The organism is Pseudomonas kilonensis (assembly GCF_001269885.1).
In the GTDB taxonomy this organism is placed as follows: Bacteria; Pseudomonadota; Gammaproteobacteria; order Pseudomonadales; family Pseudomonadaceae; genus Aquipseudomonas; species Aquipseudomonas kilonensis.
Map to the genome: position 1 here is coordinate 643,740 of NZ_LHVH01000017.1, position 18,179 is coordinate 661,918.

Sequence of the window (18,179 nt, forward strand, 5' to 3'; positions counted from 1 at the left end):
ACTGGCCATTGCTCGTGACGATGGCCATTTCATGAGTGCATCGTATGTCCATCCAGAATCTTGCCCCGTCGCTTATCGCCCGGTCCGCCTTCGTTGAATTGCGTGGCCCACAGGAAGGCCCGATCGTTTCCCTGGAGTCGCGCTTGATCGAAGCGTTTGCCGGTTCCGCCGTCGACAGCGCGCAAGAGGTCTCGGCGATCAATCAGCTGCTGCAACGTCCGGATATCACCGACCCTGAAGTATTGACCCAGTTGCTGGAGCTGACAGGGCAATACAACGTGGAGATCAACTTGCTCAACGTGCTGGTGCGCAAAGCCGTGGGCACGGCAGAAACCCTGTTGCGTGCCTCATGAAGACCGGCGTGCTGGTGGTGCTGTTGTGCCTGGCGCTGGTGGGGTGTCGCCAGCCGAACCTGCTGGAAGGGCTGGATCAGCAGCAGGCCAACGAAGTGCTGTCGGTGCTGCAACGCAACAACATCGCGGCGGTGAAAGTCGACACCGGCAAAACCGGGTATGCGGTGAAAATCGACGCCCGTGATTTTTCCGCCGCCGTTGATCTGCTCAACCTCTATTCGCTGCCTTCCCGGCCACGCCTGCAAGTGGCCGAGATGTTTCCGTCCGATTCCCTGGTGGCCTCGCCCCGCGCGGAAAAGGCCCGCTTGTATTCGGCGCTGGAGCAGCGCATCGAACAGTCGCTGAGTGTGCTCGAGGGCGTGGTGTCGGCGCGAGTCCATGTCAGTTACGACCTGGATGCCGGCGAGGGCGGGCGCAAGTCGCCGCCTATTCATCTCGCGGCGGTGGTGCTGCATGAGCGTGATGTCGAACCGCAATTGTTGATCACCGACATCAAGCGTTTTCTCAAGAACAGTTTTGCGGCGGTGGAGTACGAGAACGTCTCGGTGGTGCTGTCCAAGCGCTCACCGACCCAGCATGTCGCGCCGTCGGTGGCTGTGACGCGGGGGCATTCGCCGTGGCCGTGGTGGTTGGCGGCGATCAGCGCGGTGTTAGTGGCCGGTGGCGGCGCTTGGGTCTATCGCCAGTCAAGCGCAGGGCGGCGTGATGTCGGAGCTTGAGTGCCTGGAACAGATCCTCGCCGAGCCTTTGGCGTATCTGCACCCCCAGCGTCTGGTTGTACCGTCGGGATTCGAAGGCGTCGAGGCACGCACGTTGCTCAACCGGATCGTGCTCGAAGGGTTGGGGCTGCGCGGCCCGTGGCCTTCGATGCCGTTGTCCGGCGTGGCGAAGCAATGGGTTCGCCATTGGCGACAATTGCCCTATATCGCCTTGCTGATGGGTGCCTATCGCTTGATGCCTGACCTGGCGCGCGGCGCGGCGCTGCAGTGCTTGCCCGTGTCGGTTCGTCGGTTTGCCAGCTTCAATCTGGGGGCTCGTGGCGGCCTGCCGGTGGAGTGCGTGCCGGTTTCAATGGCGCGGGTCGAAGCGGCCGGCCTCAATGCGTTGTGGAGCTGGAACGAGCACGTTCCTCATCTATTGCTCGAGCGCCTGAGCTTGCAGTTCTGCGAGCCGGTCGTTCGCTTGCATCGGCAATGGCCCGTGACGAAACCTGATCCAACCCTGTTCTTTTTGGCGGTGCAGCATGCTCGACTCCATCCGACCCCTGACTGACCTGCCCGCATGCGAAGACGTGCGCCTGGCTCGCGAAGACATCACTGCCGCGCGCCGTCGTCAGCGCTTACAGCTGGAGGCCCAACGCCGCGCGCGGGAGTGTCTCGAGCAAGCGCACCGTGATGTCGAGGCGGTGCATGCACAGGCCTTCCAGCAGGGCTATGCCGAAGGCGTCCTGCGTGCGAGCGAACATCTGGCTGAAGGCCTGCTGAATTCGCAAACCCTGGGATTGCAATTGCGCAACGATCTGGCCCGGGCCGCCGGTGATCTGCTCGGGCAAGCCTTGAGTCGCCCCGAGTGGCTGGATGAAATACTGGAGCGTTGGCTGGCCGGGCAGGCGGGCGACTCGGGCGCGGTCCTGCACCTGTTGTTGCCAGTGCATTGTCGTCCGCGCGGCCAAGCGCTGCGTGAGAGCGTGGGCAGGCGATGGAACGGCGAGCTGATCCTGGAATATCACCCGCAAGACCGCTATGTGCTGCGCCTGGCGGATCAACTGCTGGAGTTCGATGTCGAGGCGACCCGGGAACGGCTGGTGCCCCGGTTACTGGCGAGCCTCGCCAACCTGCCGGAGGCGGTGCGCTTGTTGGATCAGGCCTCAAGGCAGGCGCTGGCGGACGTGTGCGCAAGCTTCACCGGTTTCGCGCCAACCGACACTGCCGAGGTTCGCCATGAAGATTGAATCCATGACGGTTTCCAGCCTGCTCGATCACGACGCGAATGAGTCGGTCCAGACCCTGGAATCGCGGCTGCTGGCGGCCCGCGAGCAAGCACCTGACAGCAAACGCCCCAATCCCGAGTTCGAGCACTTGTATCAATTGCTACTGGCGATGGAGGGGCAGGGGGAAAAGGCGATTCATGAATTCCTCCGTACGTTGCGCGGGCCGGATGGCATGGCGGCGGCGTACCCCACCGCCCAGGCGTTGATGGCGATCACGCTGCAGGTTTTGGTGCGATTGAAGGACGATGGGTTGGAAAAGTCGCAGATCTATAAGGAGGTCAGCGGCGCCAATGGGTTGGCGTTCGCGATGGACCTGTTTACCAAAAGCTTTATGCGGGACGTGTTCCAGCCCATGGGGGATGAGGCTTGGGAGAAGAGTGAGTGGTGAGAGACGCTCAAGGATAACGCCTATAAAAATAACAAGGAGAAACAAATATGCGAGTTGATACTTCATTTACCCCTTCAATAGCTTCCACGGCGTCCGGCAGCGTTTCATCCTTAGAATCTACGATCAGTCCACTTGATGCTTCGAAGTTGGAGATTGGGGATTTTAGCGTGAAGTCGCTAGGAACAGATCGAGAAATTACAGCCGGTTTCGAGCTTATGGACCGCGCGACAAATCCATACGTTGAGGAATTAAAGACTGGCTTGGGGGAGTCGGACATGGATGCGGTGGTGCAAATTGAGCGATACGTCTACAACGGTGACATACCCGAAGGAGATGAAAAAAACGGGATTTTTGCCACCTTAAATGTAGGAGCCACAGGCACCGAAACCCAAGAGGGTCGACTGAAGGCTGTGCTTGAGGCAGGGTTGGGATTACTCGAAGCCGCCAAGGGGCCAGGGCTCAATGCGCTGAATATCGCCATGCACACAGGGACAATCATTGTGCTGGCTACCCTTTTGCGCGAGTACATTGCCTCTCTGGTTGTGGATGCTATTGGCGAAGGTGATACACCTGAGGCCTCTCAGGCGTGGGCGGCTGTTGCGCTGGCGATGACGGGCCCTGCGCTAATGTTGGCGGGAAAAATCGGCGAGTGGTACGCAACTGGGGCGCGACCGACCGCGCTTTCGATAGTGTCGTGTCTCTGCATGGCAAGCGCGGTGATGGGAAGTACGATCGCGGCAGGTGTGACGGGCACGGCCTCGAAGCTACTCCCCTCAGTCGGCGGCCTTGCCTATAACGGGGCCAGGGCTGCGGCTGAACTCGTCAGTCTTTTGAAAGTTGACAACGCAGGACTTCCGAATTTGAAGTCAAACGTGGCTACAGCTGCGTTTCATGGAGTGGTCTTCGGTGCGTTGAGGGAAGTGGTTAGCCTTATGCCGTTGAGCGGTCCTGCCAGGGCGGCCGCGCAGTTGAGTTACGATTTCGGTGCGGATGCTATTCAGGCTGGGCTGAACGGTTTCGCAATGATAGGCGATAAGGCCTTCTCGATTTTCTCCAGATGTTTGCTATCCCCCTCGCGAGGACTGGACTCGGTATTTTCTGATCCGGAGTCTTTGCAACAAATGAAATTGAAGGTGCGCGCTGGCCTCCGGCTGCCCACTGGAACCCATTTGGCGGATGCGGCGACCCTTGGGGGGCTACGTCTCTCGTTTGGTCACGCTGTCAACCTGGTCGGAGGCGCAGTAGCGTTATGGCTAAGTGGAACCGAGATCAGCGACGATAACCAAGGCCATATTGTCAACGGTTGTCTTGCTGCGACGATGATGCTTCTTTACGTCTTTCTCAGCTATGGCACCTCAAAAGACACTAGCAACACTTATGCCCTGGATACGCCCCTTCCTTGACCGAAACCGAGGAGCCGACAACCATCGGTTGCTCGCTCCCATCCCTCCACCCCGCTATAATCCGCGCCTCATTTCTTCGAACGAGTCAAACCCACCCATGTACACCCTGGCCCGTGAGCTGCTGTTCAAACTTTCCCCGGAAACCTCCCACGACTTGTCCCTGGACCTGATCGGTGCGGGCGGACGTTTGGGCCTCAATGGGTTGCTGTGCAAGGCCCCGGCGAAATTGCCGGTGACGGTCATGGGCCTGGAGTTTCCCAACCCGGTCGGGTTGGCGGCGGGCCTGGACAAGAATGGCGCGGCCATCGACGGTTTTGCCCAGTTGGGTTTCGGTTTCGTGGAAATCGGCACCGTCACCCCCCGACCGCAGCCGGGCAACCCCAAGCCACGGCTTTTCCGCCTGCCGCAAGCCGAGGCGATCATCAACCGCATGGGGTTCAACAACCTGGGCGTCGATCATCTGCTGACTCGCGTGGCCGCGGCCAAATACAAGGGCGTGCTGGGTATCAACATCGGCAAGAATTTCGATACGCCGGTGGAGCGCGCCGTCGACGACTACCTGATCTGCCTGGACAAGGTCTACGCCCACGCCAGCTACGTGACCGTCAACGTCAGCTCCCCCAACACCCCGGGGCTGCGCAGCCTGCAATTCGGTGATTCGCTCAAGCAACTGCTGGCCGACCTGGCCCGTCGTCGCGCAGAACTGGCGTTGATTCACGGCCGGCACGTGCCGCTGGCGATCAAGATCGCCCCGGACATGACCGACGAAGAGACCACCCAGGTGGCCCAGGCCCTGATCGAGACGGGCATGGACGCGGTAATCGCCACCAACACGACCCTGGGTCGCGAAGGTGTCGAAGGGCTGGAACACGGTGACGAGGCGGGCGGCTTGTCTGGCGCGCCCGTGCGTGACAAGAGCACCCACACCGTGAAGGTGCTGGCCGTCGAATTGGCGGGGCGCTTGCCGATCATCGCAGCGGGGGGGATTACCGAAGGCCGCCACGCCGCCGAGAAGATCACCGCAGGGGCGAGCCTGGTGCAGGTTTACTCGGGCTTCATCTATAAGGGGCCGGCGTTGATTCGTGAATCGGTGGATGCCATTGCGGCGTTGGGTTGATTCAGGAACGGTCGGCATCTATTGATGCGAGCAAGTTGTGGGAGCAAAGCTTGCTCGCGATGCAGGCGCCTCGGTTCCAGGTAGACCGCGTCGTCTTCATCGCGGGCAAGCCTTGCTCCCACAGGGTGTCGCCACAACAGTGTTTGCAGCTCAACCTCTTGAAACCCAGGCATTAAAAAGGGCTCCTCGAAGGAGCCCCCTGGGCCGTAGCCCGCCGTCCGGATGGGACGTGCGTGGTTAAATCGATATGGGTGTCAAATTGTCGAGTTCTTGAGTATTAAGCCCTGTGTCAGCCGACGGCGTGAAGTTCGTTGAGTCTGTGGATACCCGCAGTGCCGGTCATACCGTCCCAGTTGTCGCCGCGTCCTTCTCGCCAGCCATTGATCCAGGCTTGACGTACCGACGGTAGAGTAAAGGGGCAAAGCTCACGGGATTTACCACCAACGCCATATTGGTAACCACGTAAAAATGCTCTTTCCAACGGATCACGCTTAAGTCTTCTCATAGGGTGTTGCCCTCACTTGTTGACTGTTACTTAGCGTCGACCTCTATCGAGGCCGGGGCAGAATCATTCTGCCGTTGGTGGCTCGTTGCCGGCGTGACGAGCCGAGGTGTTGACGCCGTTGCGACGTCAACCTGTGTTGAGTTCTAACCAAAGCGTCACATGGATGGAATGATCGTTTTGTCATAAGCACGTAACAATAAAGATGTTAGGGCGATAAGTAACTTGATGTTCGTTGACCGCTTTTGAGCAAGACCCCTGTATGATCGGCCCTGCGCCAAAGAGAGTGGCCTGTCCTCGAATGAGAATGTCCCCCTGTTGCACTCGGGTACTATTCGACGAAAGGGTCGAGTTTTCACAATTTGTTGCATAGAATTTTTTTTCTGCCTTCGCATCTAAGCTCTTTTAACCTGAGCGGCGAGGGTGGCACGGCACACTTTCGTGCCACGCGGGTGCTCTTGAGAAAAGCACCTGATTGAACCCGGCCCGGCAATGCGTTGCCCGGTCCACTTAGCCAAAGGCTCTGGAAATCCCATGTCCGATCGTTTCGAACTCTTCCTCACTTGCCCCAAGGGCCTCGAAGGCCTGCTCATCGAGGAAGCCGTCGGGCTTGGCCTTGAAGAGGCGCGCGAGCACACCTCGGCCGTGCGCGGCATGGCCGACATGGAAACGGCGTATCGCCTGTGCCTGTGGTCGCGCCTGGCCAACCGCGTGTTGCTGGTGCTCAAGCGCTTTCCGATGAAGGACGCCGAAGACCTCTACCACGGCGTGCTGGATGTCGACTGGCAAGACCACATGCTGGCCGATGGCACCCTGGCGGTGGAGTTCAGTGGCCACGGCTCGGGCATCGACAACACCCATTTCGGCGCCTTGAAGGTCAAGGACGCCATCGTCGACAAGCTGCGCACGCCGTCGGGCGAGCGACCGTCCATCGACAAGCTCAACCCGGACCTGCGCATCCACCTGCGCCTGGACCGCGGCGAAGCGATCCTCTCCCTCGACCTCTCCGGCCACAGCCTGCACCAGCGCGGTTATCGCCTGCAGCAAGGCGCCGCGCCGCTGAAGGAAAACCTCGCCGCCGCGATCCTGATCCGCGCCGGTTGGCCGCGCATTGCCGCTGAAGGCGGCGCGCTAGCCGACCCAATGTGCGGTGTCGGCACGTTCCTGGTGGAAGCCGGCATGATCGCCGCCGACATGGCGCCGAACCTGCGCCGCCAGCAGTGGGGTTTCACCGCCTGGCTCGGCCACGTGCCGGCGTTGTGGAAGAAACTCCACGAAGAAGCCACTGAGCGCGCCGCTGCCGGCCTGGCCAAGCCACCGTTGTGGATTCGCGGCTACGAAGCCGACCCACGGCTGATCCAACCGGGCCGTAACAACGTCGAACGTGCCGGCCTGAGCGAGTGGATCAAGATCTATCAGGGCGAAGTCGCCACCTTCGAACCGCGTCCAGACCAGAACCAGAAGGGCCTGGTGATCTGCAACCCGCCGTACGGCGAGCGGCTGGGCGATGAAGCCAGCCTGCTTTACCTCTACCAGAACCTCGGCGAACGCCTGCGCCAGGCCTGCTTGAACTGGGAGGCGGCGGTATTTACCGGCGCGCCGGACCTTGGCAAGCGCATGGGCATTCGCAGCCACAAGCAGTATTCGTTCTGGAACGGCGCCTTGCCGTGCAAGTTGCTGCTGATCAAGGTGTTGCCGGACCAGTTCGTCACTGGCGAACGTCGCACCCCGGAACAGCGTCAGGCCGAGCGTGAGCAGGCCGCCTACGATCAGGCCCCGGAAGTACCGCAAGAGCGCCAGTACAACAAGAACGGCAACCCGATCAAGCCAGCACCGGCGCCGGCCCCTGTGGTCGAGCAGGCACGGTTGAGCGAAGGCGGGCAGATGTTCGCCAATCGCCTGCAAAAGAACCTCAAGTTGCTGAGTAAGTGGGCCAAGCGTGAAGGCGTGGACTGCTACCGGGTCTACGATGCCGACATGCCGGAATATTCCATGGCCATCGACCTGTACCACGACTGGGTGCACGTCCAGGAATACGTCGCGCCGAAGTCCATCGATCCGGAAAAAGCCTCGGCCCGGCTGTTCGACGCCCTGGCGGCGATTCCCCAGGCGCTGAACGTGGACAAGAGCCGCGTGGTGATCAAGCGTCGCGAGCGCCAGAGCGGCACCAAGCAGTACGAGCGCCAGAGCGCCCAGGGTAAGTTCACCGAGGTCAACGAAGGTGGCGTGAAGCTGCTGGTCAACCTCACCGACTACCTGGACACCGGGCTGTTTCTCGACCATCGGCCGATGCGCCTGCGGATCCAGAAAGAGGCGGCCGGCAAGCGTTTCCTCAACCTGTTCTGCTACACCGCGACCGCCAGCGTCCACGCTGCCAAGGGTGGTGCCCGGAGCACCACCAGCGTCGACCTGTCGAAAACCTACCTGGACTGGGCACGGCGTAACCTGTCGCTCAATGGTTTTTCCGACAAGAACCGCCTGGAGCAGGGCGACGTGATGGCCTGGCTGGAAGCCAGCCGTGACGAGTACGACCTGATCTTCATCGACCCGCCGACCTTCTCCAACTCCAAGCGCATGGAAGGCGTGTTCGACGTGCAGCGCGACCATGTGCAGTTGCTGGACCTGGCCATGGCACGCCTGGCCCCGGGCGGCGTGCTGTACTTCTCCAACAATTTCCGCAAGTTCCAACTCGAGGACAACCTCGGCGAGCGCTACGCTGTGGAAGAGATCACGGCCAAGACCATTGATCCGGATTTTGCCCGCAACGGCAAGATCCACCGTGCCTGGAAGATCATGGCCCGTTGATCCGGGCCTGATTGGATCCACGAAGCCTTGTAATCCAAGGCTTCCGGCCTCGTTCTGGGGCTGGTCAAAGTGATGGCGAATAGCTATAACTTAGGCTGTGTCCAGGGTTGTACTTATGCCTGGTACCTTCGCGAGTTGTATTTATGGCATTGCATCAGGTGCGCCCCAGAATCCTGGGTTTTATCAGCGAAGACGTGTCGGCCTGGCTGGTGGCTTCGCTGGTGCTGTTGGCCGGTGCCTTCCTGACTGGCGTGCTGACCTGGGCGATGATGAACCTGGTCAATCAACAACTGCGCCAGCGTTTCGAGATGCATGTCGAGGAGCGTTTCAGCCGCATTGAGGAACAGTTCCAGGACGAGGAGCAAATCCTCGGCAGCCTCGGACGCTTTTTTGCCAACTCCGAAGGGGTCTCCAACAGCGAATTCCGTGGCTACGCCGTCGCGCTGTTGCGCCGTACCCGGGCCTTCGCTTGGGTGCCCAGGGTGTTGCGCGACGAACGGCGCGCGTTCGAACAGCGGGCGCAGGCAGAAGGGGCCACTCAATTTACGATCCGCGAGGCGGACGGCCGCGGAGGCCTGCGACTGGCCGCCGAACGGGACGAATACGCACCGCTGCTCTACATCCAGAGCCAGGCGTCCTACGGGACACCGCTGGGCCTGGACCTGCTTTCCGAACCCGTGCGCCGCGCCACCCTCGAGCGGGCCCGCCAGCAAGGCGGGTTGGTGGCCTCGCAACCCGTGGACTTGATGGGCGCCGACCCGGTATTTTCCCGCGGGCTACTGCTGGTCGCGCCGGTGATCAGGGCGTCGGCCAGCGAACCGCTCGGGTATGTGGTGGCGGTCATCAGCATGCGGCAACTGGCGGGCGACGGGCTGCCGGCGTCCGGTCACGACAATCTGTCGATGCGGGTCATGGACCCGTCTACCAAAAACGGCGAGGAGGCATTGTTCGAGTCCCGCAACCCGCCGGGCCAGAGCGATTTGGCGGCGACCCGCCTGTTGCGCCTGGCTGATCGCGATTACCGGGTGGAGTTGCGACCCAGCCGGGTGTTTCTGTCGACCAATCATTCTTCGGTCACGACTATGGTGATACTCGGCGGCTTGCTCAGCCTGCTGCTCAGCGCCTTGCTCTATGTGTTGGTCAGCCAGCGGCAGCGGGCCTTGAAACTGGTGGAGCAGCGCACCCGTGAACTGCGCGCCCGGGAGCAGGAGCTGCGCGGTACCCATGGCCAGTTGCGCGGTGTGCTGGATGCTGCGACCCAGGTCGCGATCATCGCCACTGACCTGCGTGGCGTCATCACCACCTTCAACGTCGGTGCCGAACAGATGCTCGGTTACCAGAGCTGCGAGGTCCTGCAGAGCATGACCCTGGAAAGCCTGCATGTACCGCGCGAACTCCAGGCCCGCGCCGCCCAACTCGGCGCGCGCTTCGGCAAGCCGATTCCGACGTGCCACGCGATGCTGCTCGAGGGCGGCGAGCAGGGCGGGCAACAGGCGCGGGAGTGGACCCTGGTGCGCCGCGATGGCAGCCACTTGACCGTGAACATGCTTGCCACACCGATGCTCGATGACCAGGGGCTGTGGGTCGGGCACCTGGCGATCTGCATCGATATCACTGAACGCAAGCGTGTCCACGAAGCGTTGGCTGCCCGTGACTTGTTGCTGAAAAAGCTCAGTGCCCACGTGCCCGGTGGCATCTACCAGTTCAAAATGGATTTCAACGGTCGCTTCAGCGTGATCTATGCCAGCGACGGCATTCGCGACATCTATGAAATGGAACCCGATGTGCTGGTGCAGAACGCCGAGGCGGTTTTCTCGCGGATCCACCCGTTGGACAGCACGCGCGTCCGCGCTTCGATTCGTGCTTCGGCCCATACCTTGAGCCCGTGGCGGGAAGAGTATCGGGTGCAATTGCCCTTGCGCGGGCTGCGCTGGGTACGCGGTGAGGCCACGCCGGAGGAACTGCCCGGCGGTGGAGTGTTGTGGCATGGCTATGTCTCGGATATTTCCGACCTCAAACGGGTGGAAGAAGAGTTGCGGGCCTTGTCCGTCACCGATGCCCTGACCGGCATTCGCAACCGCCGCTATTTCCAGGATCGCCTGACTTCGGAGATGGCTCGGGTCGAGCGTGGTTCCGGGGGGCTGGCGGTCATCATGCTCGACATTGACCACTTCAAGCGCATCAACGACCAGCATGGCCACGCAGTGGGCGACCGGGTGTTGCAGGCGGTCTGCCAACGCGTCGCCCAGCGGTTGCGGCGCACCGATGTGTTTTGCCGGCTGGGTGGGGAAGAGTTCGTCGTGCTGTGCCCGGACACTGACAGCGAAAATGCCTACATCTTGGCATTGGAGCTGTGGGAAGGCTTGCGGGCGGCGCCCATCGAGGATGTGGGGTTTGTCACCGCCAGCTTCGGTATCGCCACCTGGCGCGCCGGGGAGGGCGCCGATGCGTTGCTGCTAAGGGCTGACTCGGGCGTGTATGCGGCCAAGCAGGCCGGGCGGGATCGGGTCGAGACGCAGTTGGGTTAGCCACTTTTAGGTCTAGGGGGGCAAAGTGTGGGAGCGGGCTTGCTCGCGAAGGCGGCGTGTCAGCCAACGCAATGCTTGAATGTTATACCGCATTCGCGAGCAAGCCCGCTCCCACACTTGATCTTCAGTGGGCACAACCTTCGTGTGTGACACAAATCCCCTGTGGGAGCGAGCTTGCTCGCGATAGCGCCAGGTCAGTCACATCCATACCAACTGACCGACTGAATCGCGAGCAGGCTCCCACATTGGGTTTGTGCTGTGTCAGAGCACCGAAGCCGTCTGCGGCAGTTTCGGCTGGCGGTACAGGTCCAGCAGCACCTGGTCCAGCACCGACGAAGCGCCCCAAGGCTTCGGGTCGTTGAGAATCGCCACCACCGCCCAGGTATTGCCATTGATGTCGCGGCTGTAGCCGGCGATGGCGCGGACGGTGTTCAGGGTCCCGGTCTTGACGTGGGCTTCGCCCGCCATCGCGGTGGTCTTCAGGCGTTTGCGCATGGTGCCGTCGGTGCCGGCAATCGGCATCGAACTGATGAACTCGGCCGAGTACGGGCTGCGCCAGGCGGCTTGCAGCATCGCCGCCATTTCCCGGGCGCTGACCCGTTCGGCGCGGGACAGACCGGAACCATTCTCCATCACCAGGTGCGGTGCGGTGATGCCTTTCTTGGCCAGCCACTGGCGTACCACCCGCTGCGCCGCCTTGGCGTCATCACCGTCGGCTTCGTTACGGAACTGCGCGCCGAGGCTCAGGAACAGTTGCTGGGCCATGGTGTTGTTACTGTATTTGTTGATGTCGCGGATGATCTCCGCCAAGTCCGGGGAGAACGCCCGGGCCAGGACCTTGGCGCTGCTCGGGGTCGCTGCCAGGCGGTCCTGGCCCTGGATGCTGCCACCCAACTCTTTCCAGATCGCTCGCACCGCACCGGCAGTGTAGGTGGCGTGATCCAGCAACGACAGGTAGGTCTGGGAGCTGCAACCGTCCCCGAGCTGGCCGCCGACGGTCACTGTCACGCTGCCGTCTGCTTGCGGTACCGGGTTGTAGCGCACGCCGCCGGCGCATTGCTTGGAATTGACGGCCTTGACCTGGTTGTCGATGCGAATGCTCGCAATCGGCGGCTCCACCGACACCAGCACCCGGCCGCCGTCGTTACGGGCGACGAAGCGCAGGGCCTTGAGGTTGACCAGCAGCGAGTCGGGCTTGACCAGGAATGGTTTGTTTTCGTCGTTGCCGTCGTCGTTGAACTCGGGCAGTTGCGGTTGGATGAAGAATCCACGGTCCAGCACCAGGTCGCCGGTGACCTGCTGCACGCCGTTGGCCCGCAGATCGCGCATCAGCAGCCAGAGTTTTTCCATGTTCAGCTTGGGATCGCCGCCGCCCTTGAGATACAGGTTGCCGTTGAGGATCCCGCCGTTGAGAGTGCCGTCGGTGTAGAACTCGGTTTTCCACTGGTGATTGGGGCCGAGCATTTCCAGGGCCGCGTAGGTGGTCACCAGCTTCATGGTGGACGCCGGGTTCACCGAGACGTCGGCGTTGTACAGGGTCGGAGTGCCGGGGCCGTTGAGTGGCACCATCACCAGGGACAGCGCGTCGTTCTGCAGCTTGCTGTTCTTGAGGGCCTTTTGCACGTTGGGCGACAGGGCGGTATTGATGGTGGCGGCGTAGGTGGTGACAGGGAGGGCCAGGGGAAGAAGAAGGCTGGCCAGAAGCAGTGGACGCAAAGATTTGATCATTTGAAATAAAACCCTACGGGCGAGGGGGAAATAACGAGGACATGAAAATGAACGCCCTCAACGGTCATGAAAGTGTCGGCATTATGCCCCAAGCCGCAACGGCTGGGGCCGTGCCTGAGCCCTTCGGCTGCTATTTTTTACCGACGGTAGGTCGATACGCCCGATCAGTCGGGCAATCGCCGCACCAAACTGGTAAAGTGCCGGCCGTTATTACTTATGAGGATTGTTCCAATGGCGACTAACCGTTCCCAGCGTCTGCGCAAAAAACTGTGCGTGGATGAATTTCAAGAGCTGGGTTTCGAACTGAACCTGGATTTCAAAGAAGATCTGGCCGATGAGGCTATTGACGCTTTCCTCGACGCTTTCCTGAAAGAAGCCATGGAAGCCAATGGCCTGGGCTACGTCGGCGGCGACGACTACGGTCTGGTTTGCCTGCAGAAGCGTGGCTCGGTTTCCGAAGAGCAGCGCGCTGCCGTTGAAGCCTGGCTCAAGGCACGTCCTGAGCTGACCAGCGTTGAAGTCAGCCCGCTGATGGACGTCTGGTACCCGGAAAAGCCGATCAATCCGGTCGCTTGATGGTCAGAAACCGGCAGCCCTTTCGGGCGCCGGTTTTTTTGTGCCTGTCTGTTGGGTAGCTGTTGCCCTTCAGGCCGCTATCGCGAGCAAGCTCGCTCCCACAGTGGTGATGTGAACGACACACATCCCCTGTGGGAGCGAGCTTGCTCGCGATGCTTTCAATCGTTGCGCCAGTTCAGGATCAGCAAGGTCAACACCCCCGCCACAATCCCCCAGAACGCCGAACCGATGGAGAACAGCGTCAGTCCCGACGCCGTGACCATGAAGGTGATCAGTGCCGCTTCCCGCTCCTTCACTTCGCTCATGGCGATGCTCAAGCCGTTGATGATCGACCCGAACAGCGCCAAGGCCGCGATGGACAGCACCAGCTCCTTGGGCAGCGCCGCGAACAACGCCGCCAGCGTCGCGCCGAACACCCCGGCAATCCCGTAGAAAATTCCGCACCAGACCGCCGCCGTGTAACGCTTGTTGCGATCTTCGTGGGCGTGGGGGCCGGTGCAGATCGCCGCGCTGATGGCCGCCAGGTTGATGCCGTGGGAACCGAACGGCGCCAGCAGCAGCGAGGCGATGCCGGTGCTGGTGATCAATGGTGAGGCAGGCACGTGGTAACCATCGGCCCGCAGCACGGCGATGCCGGGCATGTTCTGCGAGGTCATCGCCACCACGAACAACGGAATGCCGATGCTGATGGTGGCCGCCAGGGAAAAGTGCGGCGTGGTCCACACCGGTGTCGCGACTTCCAGGGCAAAGCCGCTGAAGTCCAACAGCCCCAGCAGGCCCGACAGCGCCGTACCGATCAACAGTGCCGCCAGTACCGCGTAGCGGGGCGACAGGCGCTTGACGATCAGATAGGTGAAAAACATCCCCAGCACCAGGCCGGTGCGATGCTGGGTGGCGATAAAAATCTCGCTGCCGATCTTGAACAGGATCCCCGCCAGCAGCGCCGCCGCCAGTGAGGCTGGAATACGCTTGACCAGGCGCTCGAAACTGCCGGTCAGGCCACAGATCGTCACCAATACTGCACAGGTGATATAGGCGCCGATGGCCTCGCCATAACTCACGCCACCGAGGCTGGTGATCAGCAGCGCTGCGCCGGGTGTCGACCAGGCGATGGTGATCGGTGTGCGATAGCGCAGCGATAGCCCGATGGAACACACCGCCATGCCGATGGAGATCGCCCAGATCCACGAGGAAATCTGCCCGCTGGTCAGCCCGGCCGCCTGGCCGGCCTGGAACATCAGCACCAGGGAACTGGTGTAGCCGGTCATCATCGCGATGAACCCGGCGACGATGGCTGAAGGCGAGGTATCGGCCAATGGACGAAGTGGCGTGGTCGTGACTTCGGTCATGGTGGGCGGTGGTCCTTGTTGTAGATTGGCTGGGCCTGATCGCGCCACAGATTTTGGGTTTGCAGCCTAAACTCAACGCAGTAGCCGATTGCAATACAGCCATGCCCGCAAACAGCCGTACAGTCGTGTTGCCATCAGAGGTTGTGTACAATCGAGCTGTTTTTTACGCGATACTTGCCAGCGACCCGCTGTGCCGTATTACAGTCACGGTCAATTCGCCGCAGTTCTCCCGACTCGAGTGCCCATGAACGAACAGTTGCAACCCCTCAAGAAACAACCGCGAGCCGGTAAAGCCGGCCGCAGCGGAACCCAGGACGATATTGTCTATGCGCATATCTTCGAGGCCATCCTCGAACAACGCCTGGCGCCCGGTACCAAGTTGAGCGAAGAGGCACTGGGGGAGATTTTCGGGGTCAGCCGCACGATCATTCGTCGGGCGCTGTCACGTCTGGCCCACGAAGGCGTGGTGTTGCTGCGGCCCAACCGCGGTGCCGTGGTGGCGAGCCCGAGTGTCGAAGAGGCTCGCCAGGTGTTCATGGCCCGGCGCCTGGTGGAAAGGGCGATCACCGAATTGGCGGTGCAGCATGCCACAGCCGAACAATTGGCTGAACTGCGGCAGATGGTCAGCGACGAGCGCGACAGTTTCTCCCGTGGCGACCGCGGCGCTGGCATCCGCTTGTCGGGCGAGTTTCACCTCAAGCTGGCCGAAGCGGCGAAGAACGCCCCGCTGATCAGCTTCCAGCGCAGCCTGGTGTCCCAGACGTCGCTGATCATCGCCCAGTACGAAAGCGGCAACCGTTCCCACTGTTCCTATGACGAACACACCCAGTTGATCGACGCCATCGAGGCCCGCGATGCCACGCTGGCAGTGGACTTGATGATGCATCACATGGACCACATCGACAGCAAGCTCAACCTCGACGAGGAAAGTGCGTCGGATGACTTGCATGCGGTGTTCTCGCACCTGCTGCAGAGCAAGAAGCCTGGGCGGTCGACGGCTAAGCTCTGATTGAGTTGAGTCAGCGGCACCGAGTCGCCCCCTTCGCGAGCAAGCCCGCTCCCACATTCGACCGTGTTGTCATGACATACGCGGATCAAATGTGGGAGCGGGCTTGCTCGCGAAAGCGGTGTGACAGGCGAATGAAATCTACCGCTGATGCACCAACTTACCGGCCGCATACGTCTGCGCCACCGTCCGGTCATCCCCCAGCGTCATCAACACGAACAACCGCTCGGCAATGTCCTTGGCCTGCTTGAGGCGATAGCCCAGCAGCGGCGTGGCGTTGTAGTCCAGCACCAGGAAGTCCGCATCGGAACCCGGTTGCAACGTCCCGATTTTGTCCTCCAGGCGCAGGGCTCGGGCGCCGCCCAGGGTGGCCAGGTACAGCGACTTGAACGGGCTCAGCCGCGCGCCCTGTAACTGCATCACTTTGTAGGCTTCGTTCAGGGTTTGCAGCAGCGAAAAACTGGTGCCGCCACCCACGTCGGTGCCTAATCCCACGTGCACTTTATGCCTCTCAGCCATCGGCAGGTTGAACAGGCCGCTGCCGAGGAAGAAGTTCGAGGTCGGGCAGAAGGCGATGGCCGAACCGGTCTCGGCCAGGCGTGCACATTCGTCGTCGCACAAATGCACGCCATGGGCGAACACTGAGCGCTCGCCGAGCAACTGGTAGTGATCGTAGACGTCCAGATAACCCTTGCGCTCCGGGAACAGCTCCTTGACCCACTGCACCTCCTGCAGGTTCTCGCTGATGTGGGTCTGCATGTACAAGTCTGGGTATTCCCCCAGCAACTGACCGGCCAGGGCCAGTTGTTCCGGGGTGCTGGTAGGGGCGAAGCGCGGGGTCACCGCGTAGTGCAGGCGGCCCTTGCCGTGCCAGCGCTCGATCAGCGCCTTGCTCTCGGTGTAGCTGGATTCGGCAGTGTCGATCAGGTAGTCCGGGGCGTTGCGGTCCATCATCACTTTGCCGGCGATCATCCGCAGATCGAGCTTCTGGGCCACTTCAAAAAACGAATTCACCGATTGCGGGTGCACGCTGCCGAACACCAGCGCGGTGGTGGTGCCGTTGCGCAGCAGTTCCTTGACGAAAATATCGGCCACGGCATCGGCGTGGGCCTTGTCGGCGAACTGGCTTTCGCAGGGGAAGGTGTAGGTGTTGAGCCAGTCCAGCAATTGCTCGCCATAGGCGCCGACCATGCCGGTTTGTGGCAGGTGGATGTGAGTGTCGATCAACCCGGGGGTGATCAGCGCGTCGGGGTAATGAGTGACTTCGATGTCCACTGCCAGGGTCGGCAGCAGGTCGCGGGCGTGGCCGATGGCGCTGATCTGGCCGTTTTCCACCACCAGCAAGCCGTCTTCGAAATATTCATAGGACGCCTCGATACCGACTTCGGCCGGGTCGGCGAGGCTGTGGAGCAGGGCGGCGCGGTAGGCTTTGCGTGTCAGGGGCATGGGCATTCTCAACGAGTGTTCAACGGTTTGCCTGGCTACGGCGCGAGGCCGGCAGCAGCTTGGCAATCGGTTCGGCGCGGGCGGTGTGCTGGCCGAAATCGGCGTTATAGGTGGCGATGATTTCGCCGGCGATGGAGATGGCGATTTCCACAGGCAACTTGCCTTTGACTTCGCCGATGCCCATCGGGCAACGCATGCGCTGCAAGGTGCTGCTGTCAACACCACGATCACGCAGGCGATGCTCGAACTTGACCCGTTTGGTCTTCGAACCGATCAGGCCGAAGTAGGCAAAGTCGTTGCGCTTGAGGATCGCGGCGCTCAGTTCCAGGTCGAGCTGATGGTTGTGGGTCATGACGATGCAGTAGCTGCCGACGGGCAATTCGTCGACTTCATCCAGTGGCTCTTCGGTGACGATCTTGCGCACGCCATGGGGCAGCTGTTCGGGGAACTCCGCCTCCCGCGAGTCGATCCAGCGCACCTTGCAGGGCAGGCTTGCCAGCAGCGGCACCAGGGCGCGGCCGACGTGGCCGGCGCCGAACACGGCGATCTGCGCCTGGACCTGGCCCATGGGTTCGAACAGCAGCACGGTGACGCCGCCGCAGCACTGGCCCAGGCTCGCACCGAGACTGAAACGCTCCAGATGGGTGTTCTGCTGGCCGCTGGCGAGCATGTTGCGGGCGATTTCCATGGCCTTGTATTCCAGGTGCCCGCCACCGATGGTGTCGAACGTCTGGCTGGCGCTGATGACCATCTTCGAACCGGCGTTGCGCGGGGTGGAGCCGAGCTCTTCGATGATCGTCACCAGCACGCAGGGCTCACCGCGGGTTTGCAGGTCGGCGAGGGCGCTGATCCAGTTGTACATATTTCACCTCAACTGCTCGTTCCCACGCTCTGCGTGGGAATGCATCTTTGGACGCTCTGCGTCCGCTCTTCAAACTTCGACGCAGAGCGTCGGGGGCTGCATTCCCACGCAGAGCGTGGGAACGAT

The 18,179-nt window shown here is 61.5% G+C and carries 16 protein-coding genes; 11 read left to right on the plus strand and 5 right to left on the minus strand.

Annotated elements, in window-relative coordinates; all coding sequences use genetic code 11:
* Positions 1-44 precede the first annotated feature (44 nt).
* The 7 genes from sctI (at position 45) to AD662_RS09485 (ending at position 5,251) form a co-directional block, all read left to right on the plus strand.
* Positions 45-353, plus strand: a complete 309-nt coding sequence (gene sctI / locus AD662_RS09455) for a type III secretion system inner rod subunit SctI (protein WP_053181429.1) — start codon at positions 45-47, stop codon at positions 351-353.
* Positions 350-1,072 (plus strand): EscJ/YscJ/HrcJ family type III secretion inner membrane ring protein, encoded by a 723-nt coding sequence (locus AD662_RS09460; protein WP_018608680.1) that lies wholly within the window; start codon positions 350-352, stop codon positions 1,070-1,072. Before sctI ends, AD662_RS09460 begins: the two co-directional genes overlap by 4 nt.
* Positions 1,059-1,625, plus strand: coding sequence for a secretion system protein (locus AD662_RS09465; protein ID WP_053186789.1), 567 nt, complete (start codon positions 1,059-1,061; stop codon positions 1,623-1,625). Before AD662_RS09460 ends, AD662_RS09465 begins: the two co-directional genes overlap by 14 nt.
* Positions 1,597-2,304: an oxygen-regulated invasion protein OrgB gene (locus tag AD662_RS09470; RefSeq protein WP_053186792.1), complete on the plus strand. Its 708-nt coding sequence runs from the start codon at positions 1,597-1,599 to the stop codon at positions 2,302-2,304. The genes AD662_RS09465 and AD662_RS09470 overlap by 29 nt, the downstream gene beginning before the upstream one ends.
* The gene (locus AD662_RS09475; protein WP_235862389.1) at positions 2,294-2,731 is read left to right on the plus strand and encodes a hypothetical protein; all 438 of its coding nucleotides are present in this window, start codon (positions 2,294-2,296) and stop codon (positions 2,729-2,731) included. The genes AD662_RS09470 and AD662_RS09475 overlap by 11 nt, the downstream gene beginning before the upstream one ends.
* Before the next feature lie 47 nt (positions 2,732-2,778).
* The gene (locus tag AD662_RS09480; RefSeq protein WP_018608674.1) at positions 2,779-4,134 is read left to right on the plus strand and encodes a hypothetical protein; all 1,356 of its coding nucleotides are present in this window, start codon (positions 2,779-2,781) and stop codon (positions 4,132-4,134) included.
* Between the two features lie 97 nt (positions 4,135-4,231).
* Positions 4,232-5,251, plus strand: a complete 1,020-nt coding sequence (locus AD662_RS09485) for a quinone-dependent dihydroorotate dehydrogenase (protein WP_053186795.1) — start codon at positions 4,232-4,234, stop codon at positions 5,249-5,251.
* A 289-nt stretch (positions 5,252-5,540) separates the two neighbouring features.
* Here AD662_RS09485 and rmf read toward each other — a convergent pair whose 3' ends face one another.
* A complete protein-coding gene (rmf, locus tag AD662_RS28355) occupies positions 5,541-5,756 on the minus strand; it encodes a ribosome modulation factor (protein ID WP_003223300.1) in 216 nt (71 codons plus the stop codon).
* A 531-nt stretch (positions 5,757-6,287) separates the two neighbouring features.
* Here rmf and rlmKL point away from each other — a divergent pair.
* Positions 6,288-8,558: a bifunctional 23S rRNA (guanine(2069)-N(7))-methyltransferase RlmK/23S rRNA (guanine(2445)-N(2))-methyltransferase RlmL gene (rlmKL, locus tag AD662_RS09495; protein ID WP_018608655.1), complete on the plus strand. Its 2,271-nt coding sequence runs from the start codon at positions 6,288-6,290 to the stop codon at positions 8,556-8,558.
* Positions 8,559-8,701: 143 nt separating this feature from the next.
* Positions 8,702-11,086 (plus strand): sensor domain-containing diguanylate cyclase, encoded by a 2,385-nt coding sequence (locus AD662_RS09500; protein WP_053186804.1) that lies wholly within the window; start codon positions 8,702-8,704, stop codon positions 11,084-11,086.
* Between the two features lie 261 nt (positions 11,087-11,347).
* Here the strand turns inward: AD662_RS09500 and dacB are convergent, their stop codons facing one another.
* Positions 11,348-12,814 carry a D-alanyl-D-alanine carboxypeptidase/D-alanyl-D-alanine endopeptidase gene (gene dacB, locus AD662_RS09505; protein WP_018608653.1) on the minus strand — a complete coding sequence of 489 codons (1,467 nt, stop codon included), beginning with the start codon at positions 12,812-12,814 and terminating at the stop codon, positions 11,348-11,350.
* Between the two features lie 231 nt (positions 12,815-13,045).
* Between dacB and AD662_RS09510 the strand changes: the two genes are divergently transcribed.
* A complete protein-coding gene (locus tag AD662_RS09510; protein ID WP_003199553.1) occupies positions 13,046-13,390 on the plus strand; it encodes a YggL family protein in 345 nt (114 codons plus the stop codon).
* A gap of 158 nt (positions 13,391-13,548) precedes the next feature.
* On the opposite strand, the gene AD662_RS09515 is transcribed toward AD662_RS09510, so the two are convergent.
* Positions 13,549-14,739, minus strand: a complete 1,191-nt coding sequence (locus tag AD662_RS09515; protein WP_053186806.1) for a benzoate/H(+) symporter BenE family transporter — start codon at positions 14,737-14,739, stop codon at positions 13,549-13,551.
* Positions 14,740-14,983: 244 nt separating this feature from the next.
* Here AD662_RS09515 and AD662_RS09520 point away from each other — a divergent pair, with 244 nt between their 5' ends.
* Positions 14,984-15,748: a GntR family transcriptional regulator gene (locus AD662_RS09520; RefSeq protein ID WP_003183531.1), complete on the plus strand. Its 765-nt coding sequence runs from the start codon at positions 14,984-14,986 to the stop codon at positions 15,746-15,748.
* Positions 15,749-15,886: 138 nt separating this feature from the next.
* Here AD662_RS09520 and guaD read toward each other — a convergent pair whose 3' ends face one another.
* Positions 15,887-17,191 carry a guanine deaminase gene (gene guaD / locus AD662_RS09525; protein ID WP_053186808.1) on the minus strand — a complete coding sequence of 435 codons (1,305 nt, stop codon included), beginning with the start codon at positions 17,189-17,191 and terminating at the stop codon, positions 15,887-15,889.
* Between the two features lie 19 nt (positions 17,192-17,210).
* Complete coding sequence (gene xdhC, locus AD662_RS09530; RefSeq protein WP_018608650.1) at positions 17,211-18,053, minus strand: xanthine dehydrogenase accessory protein XdhC; 843 nt, start codon at positions 18,051-18,053, stop codon at positions 17,211-17,213.
* Positions 18,054-18,179: the final 126 nt, after the last annotated feature.

Coding starts and splice junctions, on each gene's coding strand:
- sctI (WP_053181429.1), top strand. CDS start 45: ATGTCCATCCAGAATCTTGCCCCGTCGCTTATCGCCCGGTCCGCCTTC.
- AD662_RS09460 (WP_018608680.1), top strand. CDS start 350: ATGAAGACCGGCGTGCTGGTGGTGCTGTTGTGCCTGGCGCTGGTGGGG.
- AD662_RS09465 (WP_053186789.1), top strand. CDS start 1,059: ATGTCGGAGCTTGAGTGCCTGGAACAGATCCTCGCCGAGCCTTTGGCG.
- AD662_RS09470 (WP_053186792.1), top strand. CDS start 1,597: ATGCTCGACTCCATCCGACCCCTGACTGACCTGCCCGCATGCGAAGAC.
- AD662_RS09475 (WP_235862389.1), top strand. CDS start 2,294: ATGAAGATTGAATCCATGACGGTTTCCAGCCTGCTCGATCACGACGCG.
- AD662_RS09480 (WP_018608674.1), top strand. CDS start 2,779: ATGCGAGTTGATACTTCATTTACCCCTTCAATAGCTTCCACGGCGTCC.
- AD662_RS09485 (WP_053186795.1), top strand. CDS start 4,232: ATGTACACCCTGGCCCGTGAGCTGCTGTTCAAACTTTCCCCGGAAACC.
- rmf (WP_003223300.1), bottom strand. CDS start 5,756: ATGAGAAGACTTAAGCGTGATCCGTTGGAAAGAGCATTTTTACGTGGT.
- rlmKL (WP_018608655.1), top strand. CDS start 6,288: ATGTCCGATCGTTTCGAACTCTTCCTCACTTGCCCCAAGGGCCTCGAA.
- AD662_RS09500 (WP_053186804.1), top strand. CDS start 8,702: ATGGCATTGCATCAGGTGCGCCCCAGAATCCTGGGTTTTATCAGCGAA.
- dacB (WP_018608653.1), bottom strand. CDS start 12,814: ATGATCAAATCTTTGCGTCCACTGCTTCTGGCCAGCCTTCTTCTTCCC.
- AD662_RS09510 (WP_003199553.1), top strand. CDS start 13,046: ATGGCGACTAACCGTTCCCAGCGTCTGCGCAAAAAACTGTGCGTGGAT.
- AD662_RS09515 (WP_053186806.1), bottom strand. CDS start 14,739: ATGACCGAAGTCACGACCACGCCACTTCGTCCATTGGCCGATACCTCG.
- AD662_RS09520 (WP_003183531.1), top strand. CDS start 14,984: ATGAACGAACAGTTGCAACCCCTCAAGAAACAACCGCGAGCCGGTAAA.
- guaD (WP_053186808.1), bottom strand. CDS start 17,191: ATGCCCCTGACACGCAAAGCCTACCGCGCCGCCCTGCTCCACAGCCTC.
- xdhC (WP_018608650.1), bottom strand. CDS start 18,053: ATGTACAACTGGATCAGCGCCCTCGCCGACCTGCAAACCCGCGGTGAG.